This is a genomic window from Fretibacterium sp. (assembly GCF_057312375.1).
Genome location: NZ_DBHLDX010000003.1, coordinates 64,674 through 75,492 on the forward strand (window position 1 = coordinate 64,674; position 10,819 = coordinate 75,492).

A 10,819-nucleotide genomic window follows, 5' to 3' on the forward strand; every position below is an offset into this window, starting at 1 on the left:
ACACGCGGGACAGCCCTTTGCGCGCAGGGGGCAGTTTTGAAGGGAGTCATTCAACGCTATGGCCAATATGGATAAACTTGCTGCTCTCGTCAACAGCTTCGGTTCGTCCGTCATGTCTGTGGGACGAGAGGTGGGGCTTTCGGTCACCTTGAACAAGGCCCAGGTTTCTCAGGGGATAAAGGTCGCCAACATCTGTGCGGCCGCCCTGATCGGGATCGTGGGGGAGGACGCTCGCGGAACCGCCGTCATCATGCTTGACAAGGACGGCTTCAACTCCGTCATCTCGGCGATGTCGGGCGGGATGATCACGCCGAGCCTTGAGGACCCCATGTCCATGAGCGTCGTGGGTGAGCTGTCCAACATGGTCAGCGGGCGCGCCCTGATCCAGGCGTCCCTTGCGGGAGTGGACGTGACGCCGCCCCAGCTGATCGTGGGGGACAAGATTCAGAACGTCCCCAACGAGGGGCCGGGCATGAAGAGCTTCACGCTTCCCTTTGCCATGCAACCGAGCGGTGTGCTCTATTTGGTGCTGTCCTTTGAACAGGGAAAATGACGTTGAGGACCCTGCCTCCGACGAGTCGGCGACAGGGCGGTCCGCAATAGCGGGGAGGGGGGCCGAAATGGCACCCCCTTGCCCGTAGTTCTTGTGGATTGGGGTGGCGGCTCATCGGGTGAGTTCGCCGCTTTTTTCGTTGCGGGAGGTGAAGGTGGTGCGAATAGTCAGGAAAATCTTGTGGGCGCTGCTCCTTGGCCTCGTGTCCTTTCAGTCCGCGGAGGCGGGGGTTGTGCTGGTCCTCTCTGGGGGTGGGACCCGGGGCTTTGCCCACATCGGCGTCATCGAGGTGCTGGAACAGAACAACATTCCCATCGTCGGCATCGTGGGGACCAGCATTGGCTCTCTGATGGGTGCGCTAAAGGCCAGCGGATACGACGCGGAGGCGATGAGGCGCATCGTCGCGGAGCTAGACCTGCCCTCTCTGCTCTCGGAGAACACAGGGCCCATGTTCGTCTTTACGGGTGACGACAGGAGGGCCAAGGGCAGCACGATCACCGCGCTCTCCTATCAGAAGCAGGGGGACCAGCGGGGCCCCCGGGGCATCCTGACGGGAGACAAGCTGTACCGCTACTTTGCGCAGTTGATGCGCCACGTCTCGGCGAAGGACTTTTACCATCTCCCCATCCCCTACGCGGCCGTGGCGTCGGACATCCACACCGGGGAGAAGGTCGTCCTGCGAAGGGGGGGGCTGGCTTCGGCCATGCGGGCCTCCATGTCCATTCCGGGGCTCTTCGAGCCGTGGGAGATCGACGGCCGCCTCCTGGTGGACGGTGGCGTTGTCTCCAACCTTCCCGTCTACACGGCCAGGGAGATATTTCCCGGCATCCCCATCATCGCAGTGGATGTCTCGGACTACCCCTCAAGGGAACGCCCGATCAACTCCTTCATCGACGTCATCGATCAGTCGCTGGCCATCCTGATGCGGCGCACGACGAACGAGGAGAGCCGTGCGGCGGACCTGCTGCTCTCCCCCCACGTGAACAGCTTCAGCTTTTTGGATTCGAGCGAGGCGGACGCCATCATCGAGGAGGGGCGGCGCGTGGCACTGGATAAGCTCGACGCGATCCAGAGGCTGTCGACCCGCGGTCCTGCGCTGTTCATGAGCACGAACGTGGAGGTCACGAGCGACGTTGTCGGCGACGTGGAGGTCGTTGGCCTGCCGGAGAAGATGGCGCGGAACCTGCGAAAGCGCTGTCTCGTCTGGGTGGGGAAGACGATCGACCAAAAGCGCATCGAGGATGCCATCGAGCGGCTGGTACGGTCCCCCGGCATCGCCAACGTAGACTACCAGACGGGGCGCACGGAGTCGGGTGACGTGCTGGTGCGCCTCGAGGTGCGGCAGACGCCGGAGATCGAGGTGGGGCTGTCGGGGTACACCACGAACCTGCACAACAACCGCTGGCTCTACGTCAAGGGGGCTGCCCGTGGACTCCTGTCGGAGTACGACACGATGTCGGGCGTGCTTCGGATCGGCGACCAGTGGGGGATCGACCTGTCCTATCAGACGGCGCCGGAGGGCATGAACGCCTGGCGTTTCAACCTGTCCGCCCAGAACTGGGAGGTCCGCAGCAGCGCGGGCACGCGGGATTGGGACCGCTTCGCCTTCGGAGTGAACCGCGTATATCAGTGGGGCGACGTGAACGTGGGGCTTGGATTGGCCTACGAACACGTGGGGGGGGATTCCATCTCCGACGAGGACGACCGCAACTCGATCGGCCCGACGTTCTTCGCCGCCTACGACACGCTGGACATCCCCGGCGACCCGACAAAGGGCTACGCCTGGCGCATCAACGCGTGGTGGCCGGACTTTGACGAGGTCCTCTATCGGTTCACCTACTTCAAGCCCCTGGAGGTTACGGGGCACCTGCGCACGTACTTCCGCCTGGGCTACGCGGAGGGCGACCTGGATCGTTGTAGTCACGGGACCTACCTGGGCGCGGCGGAGGAGCTCTACACCGCGGCGGCCCGACCGGTCGAGGCGGAGCGCATGGCCTGGGCGAACCTGGCCTTCCGCCGGGTGTTGAGCCGTAGCGTCCTGGGCATCGTGGCGGTAGAGCTCTTCGGCAGCTACGGCTACGCGATGGACAAGGACTACGGGAGGATCGACTCCCCATGGGAGGTGGGCGTCGCCGTGAACTTCCCCAACAACATCGTGGACATCAAGCTGGCGGCCCTGTACGGCTCGGAGGAGTTCAAGGTGGGCTTTTTCATGGGGGTCCCCATCTGGGACCACTACCCGCTGCCGTAAGCCGCAGCGACTTCGTTCGATTCCAAGGAAACCAATCGTAGATCACAGGGCCCCGCCGGGGCCCTCCATCCTGTGTGAGGGCAGGGCCTGGGGGGCCCCCCGCCCTGTGGAGGTTATATCATGGCACGCAACATCACAGCACGAAGCGTCGATTACTCTCAGTGGTACCTTGACGTGATCAAGGCGGCCGAGCTGGCGGACTACGCGCCGGTGCGCGGCTGCATGGTGATTCGCCCGACGGGGTACTCCATCTGGGAGAACGTTCAGCGCTACTTCGACGACGCCTTCAAGCGGACGGGGCACGTGAACGCCTACTTCCCGCTCCTGATTCCCAACTCCTTCCTCCAGAAGGAGGCGGAGCACGTGGAGGGCTTTGCGCCGGAGTGCGCCATGGTCACCCATGCGGGCGGAGAGGAGCTGGAGGAGCCCTTCGCGGTGCGCCCCACCTCCGAGACGGTCATTGGCCACATGTACAGCCGCTGGATACAGTCTTGGAGGGACCTGCCGGTGCTCATCAACCAGTGGTGCAACGTCATGCGGTGGGAGAAGCGGCCTCGCCTCTTTCTCCGCACGTCCGAGTTTCTGTGGCAGGAGGGCCACACGGCCCACGCCACGGAGCAGGAGGCCCGCGAGGAAACGCTGCGGATGCTGGAGGTGTACCGTAAGGTCATGGAGGAGGAGCTGGCGTTGCCCGTGATCACGGGCGAGAAGACGGCGGGGGAGCGCTTCCCCGGCGCCGTAGCCACCTACACCTGCGAGGCGATGATGAGCGACGCGAAGGCGCTCCAGGCGGGGACCAGCCACTTCCTGGGCCAGAACTTCGCCAGGGCCTTCGAGATTCGCTTCCAGGACAGGGACGGAGAGCTGGCGACCTGTTGGACAACCAGTTGGGGGATTTCTACGCGCCTCATCGGCGCCATCATCATGACCCACTCCGACGACGACGGCCTGGTGCTTCCGCCGCGCATCGCTCCCATGAAGGTGGTGCTGCTGCCGATCTCGAAGGACGAGCGCCAGGCGGAGGACGTTCTGCTGCCCATGGCGCGCGAGCTTTCAGGACAGCTCAACGAGGCGCTGGGAGGGCTCTATACGGCTGTGGACACGCAGTTTCACATGCGGCCCGGCGACCGCTTCTTCACTCACCTGCAGCGAGGGGTGCCCCTGCGCCTCGAGCTGGGAGAGAAGGACGTGCAGGCGGGGACGGTGCGGGTCGTGAGGCGCGACACCGGGGAGAAGGCGGACCTCAGCCGCGACGCGCTGGTCCCCTCGGTGCAGAAGCTGCTTGAGGACGTCCAGTCGAACCTCTACAGGCGGGCCCTGTCCTTCCGCGAAGCGCACACGACCCAGGCCTCCAGCTACGACGAGCTCAAGGCGATCCTGGCGGAAAGGGGTGGGTTTGTCGAGGCGTACTTCGGGGGGACGCCTGAGGACGAGCGTCGCATCCGGGAGGAAACGGGCGGCGTGACCCCGCGCTGCATCCCCCTGGCGGACGCGAGCACGGGCCGGTGCATCGTCACGGGGAAGGAAGGGCGCAGGACGATCTTCGCCAGGGCCTATTGAGCCCCTTGAACTCGTCTGCCCGTCCATGATGAGTGCTGAGGGGGACGAAAAGGGATGGATAGGAAGGAGAAAATAATCGTCTTGCCCTGCGATTGCAGGTGCTGTATGTTCGTCGTCGAAAAAATCGTGTGGGAGGATGGCGACGTCGCCTACAACATCTCGATCAAGGACTCCAGGTACGACCACAATTACAACACCCTGTGGGGTCGTATCAAGAGGGCAGTCAAGACGTTGTTCGGTAAACCGATCTTTTACAACGATCTCTATCTTGACGGAGAGGAAACGTTTCAAAAACTCGTCAAAGACATGGAGGAGCTCTCGAAGGCGGAGCTGAAGGGGGACTGAGGTCGAAGTGATGCAACGACGACCCTTTCTGCGGCGGCGATCGGCACGGGGGCTGTGACGGATGTGTTTTGACGGGGATTGTTTTTTTCGGGTGGTGTGAGGCGGGATGACGCACTATAATTTGCCGCACGATCACGGACAGGACGTTCAGGTCGTGCTGGAGCGTATGCCGGCGGCGCAGCGCTTCGAGGAGGCGGCCATGAGCTTTCAGCAGCTAGGGGACCCCACGCGGCTCAAGATCCTGTGGATCCTATGCCACTGCAGGGAGTGCGTTTCCGACATCGCGGCCGCGGTGGGCATGAGCGACGCCGCGGTATCGCACCACCTTCAACTTTTGAGGCGCAGTGGCCTCATCGTGGGCAGCCGCGTCGGAAAGGAGATACACTACACCCTTTCCGACGAGCGCAGGGCCGGGCTGCTGCACCGTATGATGGATGCCCTGTTCGAGATCACCTGCCCCAGGGAGGACGTCCCCGGCCCTCGAAGCGTTTAGCCCCTTCGGGGGCTTTTTCTTTTTGGAGCAGGCCTTCTCATCGGCGGTCGCACCATGCCGGAATGCAGGCAAAAAACGGGGCCAGGTATTCAAAGATCGCCAACGTGGTTCGAACGTCGAGCTCTCTGAAGTCTGGGCTGAAGGAGGATACGTAGCCCCACAGCAGACACAGGGCGTTCACGGCGCTGGCGGTCAACACGAAGGGCGCCCAGGGTACCCGGCGCAGCACCAGGTACCCGCCAACGATGAGCGCGGCGGGGAAGGTCCATCCGGCCCACCACCTCCCGGAGAGCAACAGCGACTGGAGTTCCCCCTTGGAGATTGCCCAGTGGATGTTGTAGGCGACGCTGAGCAGCAAGGAGGTGCCCGCTGCTGCGCTGGCGGCCAGGGCCGAGCGGCGATCCCTCCGGGGGAGAAGGGACAGGCAGAGCGCTGCCAGCAGGACTTTGAGGACCAACAGGGTTGCCCAAAGGGCCGGACTGTCTTGATAGTGCCTGAACTCGATCCATCTCATGACCCAGTAGACGCAGTCTGCCAGCGGATAGAGAAAGGACACGGCGTAGGCGCACCACGCGGGGAAGGACTCCTGCGCCCGGGTGGGGCAGGACAACCCATCCAGGCGGTAGGCCGTGCGGAGGACGGCGAGGAACAGCCCCATCAGAAGCACTTCTCCCATGGTGACCAGGAAATAGATCCCTCCCAATCCGATGGCCACCATCATGGACCTGCCCGTCAACGCGCGAAGCGTTGCCCCGGTTGATAATACTGCGTACACGAAAGCCTCCCAGCAGGCGTAGGTCATGAAGATTTTCGGAGAAGCGAAGGGGCGCAGGCTGTAGAGGAAGGCAGCACCGGGCAGGATGCAGGGCAGAAGTCGAATGCCCGTCCGGCCGAGGCTGTCGTAGAGCGTCATGGACAGGATCGCGCTTAAAAGGCCGCCTGCGCCGAAGAACTCGTTGAGGCAGAAAAGGATCGCGCCAGCCAGGAGCAGCCGGCTGAGCCTCTTTCTGAGCTTCAAGGTCTCCAAACGTTTGTCGTTCGGTTCAGGCTCGATTTTCTCGACCCCCGACCGTACCGACCGCGGTGAACGCGCGTCCAGCCACGCGAACAGGAACGCGGCGATGATGGAGGCGTAGCCCATGACGTCGCAGACCTGAAACGCCAGGATGGTGGGGGATTGCAGCTCCATGTGCCACAGAGCGGGGGTGTCGGCCAGGAGGTACAGAGCCCCCGCCGCGCTGGCAGAGAGGAGGAGCCAGGCGCGTTGACTTCGGCGCAGTGCCAGGTATCCGCCGACGAGGAGAGGAATCCACAGGATCTGATGAATCCACCAATACGGCGAGAACAACAACTGAAACGCCTCCCGCAAAGCTTCGGGGTCCTCGCTGGCGAGGAAGGTGGAGTGGAGGTAAAGCCCTCGATCCAGGAGCTCATAGAGGCCTGCTCCGACACTTAGAACCAGGGCCGCACGGCGGTCCCGCCTGAGGTGCAGGAGGAGGGCGATCGCAGCCGCTGCGGCCAGGACGAGCACTGGCCAGGTTTCTTTCCTCCATGAGGTGGGGGTTGCATTGACCCACAGGACGATCCTCAAAAGGGCGTCGCTCAGCGCGTAGCCGAACGAAAGTCCCCACGCCCAGAGCCCCCACAGGCTGATGCAGGCCCGGTCCTTCGGCGCATCCCACGCTTCGCTCATCGTCGCTCACTCCTTTAATTTGAATAGATTCGTCGTGTGCGGCACGGACCGGCTGTCCGAGACGCCAGACAGGTCGATCAATATATTATCATGACTTTACGGTGGCGTAGAGACACGTTAAGGCGATCATCGAGATGCGACTGTAGTATAATAACACGGGGTGGGGGTGTCGTGCCAATGCGGAGGTCCGGAGCGAGTGAAAGCGGGGGCTTTTAGATGACGATCATGCCGGAGCGCACGCCGGGTGCGGCGGCGCTGAACGAGGAGAAGCGGGCGGCGCTCAAGGCGCTGAAGACGGTGAGGGGACAGGTGGAGGGCATCATAAGGATGATCGAGGAGGGGCGCTACTGCGTGGACATATCCAACCAGATCCTGGCCTCGTCCGCACTCCTGAAGCGAGCGAACGTCCTGGTGCTGCGGCAGCACATGCACCACTGTGTGCGGGACGCCGTCGAGCACGGCGACGTCAACGCGAAGCTGGACGAGATATCGGACCTCCTCGCCAAGATCATAGGCCGCTGAAGCCCGTTTGACAAAGGGGGCGTACCGTGCTATCGTTCAATAGACCCCCACGGGGGGGGGGTATTATGGACGCCCTGGGCCTCGTCTCCGGGCGTCCGGACGGTGAGTTGCGATAGGTTCTCGAGGAGGGATCCCGATGAAGAGGGAATCGTACGACGTTACGGGCATGAGCTGTGCGGCCTGCTCTGCCCGCGTGGAGAAGAGCGTGGCGGCGCTGCCGGGCGTCGAAGAGGTTGCCGTCAACCTGTTGAAGAACGGCATGACCGTCCGCTACGACGAGGGGGTGCTTTCCTCCGCCGACGTCGTGGCCGCGGTGGTGAAGGCGGGCTACGGGGCCAGCCTCCACGGCGGCGCAGGGGAGAGGAGAGAGGCGCGCGGGCCGGCGCAGGACGTCGCCCTCCAGGAGTACCTGGGGCTCAGGACGCGCCTCATGGCCTCGCTCGTCTTCGCCCTCCCGCTGTCCTACCTGTCCATGGGGCGCATGATGGGCTGGCCCATGCCGTCCTGTTTCCTGGGCGTGGAGAACGCGCTGGTCTTTGCCCTGACGCTCCTTCTGCTGGCTTTGCCGGTGGCCTTCATCAACTTCAAGTTCTTTCGAGTGGGCTTCGGCGCGCTGGCCCACGGCTCCCCGAACATGGACTCCCTGATCGCCCTCGGCAGCAGCGCAGCCCTGGTGTACGGCGTGTACGCCATCTATCGCATGGCCTGGGCCGCGGGACGCGGGGACGCGGCGACGGTCTCCCGCTTCTCCATGGACCTCTACATCGAGTCGGCCGGGATGATCCTGACCCTCATCACGCTCGGCAAGTTCTTCGAGGCGCGGGCCAAGCGCCGGACGTCGGACGCCATCACGCGCCTGATGGACCTGGCTCCCCGGACGGCGGTGGTGGAGCGGGGCGGTGCGGAGGTGGAGATCCCGATCGAGGAGCTGGAGAGGGGGGAGATCGCCGTCGTCAAGTCCGGACAGGCCATCCCCGCGGACGGCGTGCTGACGGAGGGCGCCGCCGCGGTGGACGAATCCGCGATCACGGGCGAGAGCATCCCCGCGGACAAGGTCCCCGGAGACCGCCTGGTCGGCGCGACGACGGTGCGCGGCGGCTGGCTGAAGATGCGGGTCACGGGCGTCGGCGAGGAGACGACCCTGGCGCAGATCGTCCGCCTGGTGGACGAGGCCACGAGCTCCAAAGCTCCCATCGCCAAGATGGCGGATCGAGTCAGCGGCGTCTTCGTGCCCATCGTGATCGCCATCGCCCTTGCGACGGGCGCGATATGGCTCCTGGCGGGACGCGGCGTGGAGTTCGCCCTCTCCATGGCCATCTCCGTGTTGGTGATCTCCTGTCCCTGCGCGCTGGGGCTGGCGACGCCCACGGCCGTCATGGTGGGCACGGGGCGGGGCGCGGCCAGCGGCATCCTCATCAAGTCGGCCGAGGCCCTCGAGCGGCTCCACGACATCGACACGGTGGTGCTGGACAAGACGGGCACCATCACTCAGGGGACGCCGGTCGTGACGGACATCCTGTGCCCCGCGATGGATCGGCGGGAGTTCCTGAGGGCGGCCGCGTCCCTTGAGAGCCGTTCGGAGCACCCCCTGGCCGCCGCCGTCACCGCGCGGGCGGAGGAGGAGGGCTTGGAGCTCCTGCCCGTGGAGGACTTTGCCCAGGAGGCTGGAGCGGGGGTCCGCGGCGTCGTGGGAGGGCGCGAGTGGCGCGCAGGAAACCGCAGGGTCCTGGAGGCGGCGGGCCTCTACGACGACCGCGCGAAGGAATTGGAGCAGAAGCTGGCGGACGAGGGGGGAACCCCGATGTTCTTCGTGACGGAGGGGCGGTTGGCGGGAGTGATCGCGGCGGCGGACGTCGTGAAGCCCACCAGCCGTCGGGCCGTAGGCGAGTTGCGCCGCATGGGGCTCCGGGTCGCGATGCTGACGGGGGACAATCGGCGCACGGCCTGCGCCATTCAGCGCCAGGTGGGGCTGGACGAGGTCACGGCGGAGGTGCTGCCTCAGGATAAGGAGGGGGAGGTGCACCGCCTGCAGGAGGCGGGGCGGAAGGTGGCCATGGTGGGGGACGGCATCAACGACGCTCCGGCCCTGGCCAGGGCCGACGTGGGCATCGCCATCGGGGCGGGCACGGACGTGGCCATCGAGTCCGCGGACCTGGTGCTGATGCGCAGCAACCTGATGGACGTGGCGGGGGCCATCCAGCTTGGCCGCGCCGTCATCCGCAACATAAAGCAGAACCTGTTCTGGGCGCTGTTCTACAACGCTCTCTGCATCCCCGTCGCGGCGGGCGTGCTCTACCCCCTGTGGGGGGTGAAGCTCAGCCCCATGCTGGGGGCGCTGGCCATGAGCTTCAGCTCCGTGTTCGTGGTGTCCAACGCGCTGCGCCTGCGCCGCTTCAGGCCGAGTTACGCCTCGGCGGACCCGATCGTGGAAGCGTCGGGCGTCGCGGAGGGAGACGAGGGTAAGGGGGTGATGAAGGTGAAGAAGCTGCTGCATGTGGAGGGCATGATGTGCCAGAACTGCGTGAAGCACGTCAGGACTGCGCTGTCGCAGGTGCCCGGCGTGTCCGGCGTGGAGGTCAGCCTTGAGGACCGGACGGCGCTTGTGACCCTTTCCGGGGACGTAACGGACGCGGTCCTGACGAAGGCCGTCACGGACGCAGGCTACGAGGTGAAGTCCGTCGAGGCCGCGTAGGGCGGAGCCCTGCGGGTTGATGCAGGGGCCGGGGCCTGAGGGCTCCGGCCCTTTTGAGTGCCTCAATCCATGGGGATGCAACAATTGTTCAAGGTTAATATAAAAGTGTCCTTTGTTCTCGAAATTATTTGGGCTGAATGCCTAAAAAATTTGACAAACTCTACCCGCTTGGGTTAAACTGAAAGCCAGGTTATAAAATGTATTCTCCGCTTGCGGGTTCCTGAGGGAGCTCGTACTTGATTGCCGATACCTGCGTTTGATGGACGGGAAGCCCGGTGAGAATCCGGCGCGGGACCCGCCACTGTATGCCGGACGAGGTCGTGCAACCACTGGATGCCGTTTTCCGGGAAGGGCGATTCGAGGATGAAGGCGAGTCAGGAGACCGGTCATTCGCAGAGAGAGGGATAGCCTTACGAGGATCTGAGGCTGTCCGTGAGGTGGGTTTGCGCCCATTTTGCGGACAGCCTTTTTTTGCGCACGTTCCTCGCGTTGTCGTTCGATCAGTACCAACTCGGGCAATACGCGGGGGGCTTATGGAAGACCTGCTAGAAAAAGTCAAGGTGTTACTTGGGAAATTCTGGCAGCAGGGGGTAAAAGTTTTTGAGGATTGTAGGGTTTCTGTGAAGTCATAACGGCGTGAATTACCCTAAGAGGCTTCGTGCCGACGGCGGCTAAGGCCTGTTTGGGATGTTTGCCCCTGGCAATCATCC

At 64.0% G+C, this 10,819-nt stretch carries 8 protein-coding genes and 1 riboswitch; of the genes, 7 read left to right on the forward strand and 1 reads right to left on the reverse strand.

All coding sequences use genetic code 11. From position 1 onward, the window contains the following. Positions 1-58: 58 nt before the first annotated feature. The 5 genes from ACO41U_RS01290 to ACO41U_RS01310 all read left to right on the forward strand — a co-directional run bounded on the left by ACO41U_RS01290 (position 59) and on the right by ACO41U_RS01310 (position 5,202). Entirely contained in the window at positions 59-553 is a 495-nt protein-coding gene (locus ACO41U_RS01290) for a chemotaxis protein CheX (protein WP_485941155.1), read from the forward strand. A 157-nt stretch (positions 554-710) separates the two neighbouring features. Further along, on the forward strand, positions 711-2,804 hold the full coding sequence (locus ACO41U_RS01295; RefSeq protein WP_485941156.1) for a patatin-like phospholipase family protein: 2,094 nt from the start codon (positions 711-713) through the stop codon (positions 2,802-2,804). Positions 2,805-2,924: 120 nt separating this feature from the next. Further along, on the forward strand, positions 2,925-4,364 hold the full coding sequence (proS, locus tag ACO41U_RS01300) for a proline--tRNA ligase (RefSeq protein ID WP_485941157.1): 1,440 nt from the start codon (positions 2,925-2,927) through the stop codon (positions 4,362-4,364). Between the two features lie 54 nt (positions 4,365-4,418). After that, complete coding sequence (locus ACO41U_RS01305; protein ID WP_298779795.1) at positions 4,419-4,709, forward strand: hypothetical protein; 291 nt, start codon at positions 4,419-4,421, stop codon at positions 4,707-4,709. A gap of 106 nt (positions 4,710-4,815) precedes the next feature. Further along, positions 4,816-5,202, forward strand: a complete 387-nt coding sequence (locus ACO41U_RS01310) for an ArsR/SmtB family transcription factor (protein ID WP_485941158.1) — start codon at positions 4,816-4,818, stop codon at positions 5,200-5,202. Between the two features lie 37 nt (positions 5,203-5,239). Here ACO41U_RS01310 and ACO41U_RS01315 read toward each other — a convergent pair whose 3' ends face one another. Further along, complete coding sequence (locus tag ACO41U_RS01315) at positions 5,240-6,895, reverse strand: hypothetical protein (protein ID WP_485941159.1); 1,656 nt, start codon at positions 6,893-6,895, stop codon at positions 5,240-5,242. A gap of 216 nt (positions 6,896-7,111) precedes the next feature. On the opposite strand from ACO41U_RS01315, the gene ACO41U_RS01320 reads away from it, so the two are divergent. Continuing rightward, on the forward strand, positions 7,112-7,417 hold the full coding sequence (locus ACO41U_RS01320) for a metal-sensing transcriptional repressor (protein WP_485941160.1): 306 nt from the start codon (positions 7,112-7,114) through the stop codon (positions 7,415-7,417). Between the two features lie 136 nt (positions 7,418-7,553). Beyond that, on the forward strand, positions 7,554-10,109 hold the full coding sequence (locus ACO41U_RS01325) for a heavy metal translocating P-type ATPase (protein ID WP_485941161.1): 2,556 nt from the start codon (positions 7,554-7,556) through the stop codon (positions 10,107-10,109). Positions 10,110-10,349: 240 nt separating this feature from the next. Continuing rightward, positions 10,350-10,514: riboswitch (cobalamin riboswitch) on the forward strand. The last annotated feature ends 305 nt before the right edge of the window (positions 10,515-10,819 follow it).

Bases quoted from the DNA above. Each gene is read 5' to 3' on its own strand.
- ACO41U_RS01290 (WP_485941155.1), top strand. From the start codon at position 59: ATGGCCAATATGGATAAACTTGCTGCTCTCGTCAACAGCTTCGGTTCG.
- proS (WP_485941157.1), top strand. From the start codon at position 2,925: ATGGCACGCAACATCACAGCACGAAGCGTCGATTACTCTCAGTGGTAC.
- ACO41U_RS01305 (WP_298779795.1), top strand. From the start codon at position 4,419: ATGGATAGGAAGGAGAAAATAATCGTCTTGCCCTGCGATTGCAGGTGC.
- ACO41U_RS01310 (WP_485941158.1), top strand. From the start codon at position 4,816: ATGACGCACTATAATTTGCCGCACGATCACGGACAGGACGTTCAGGTC.
- ACO41U_RS01315 (WP_485941159.1), bottom strand. From the start codon at position 6,895: ATGAGCGAAGCGTGGGATGCGCCGAAGGACCGGGCCTGCATCAGCCTG.
- ACO41U_RS01320 (WP_485941160.1), top strand. From the start codon at position 7,112: ATGACGATCATGCCGGAGCGCACGCCGGGTGCGGCGGCGCTGAACGAG.
- ACO41U_RS01325 (WP_485941161.1), top strand. From the start codon at position 7,554: ATGAAGAGGGAATCGTACGACGTTACGGGCATGAGCTGTGCGGCCTGC.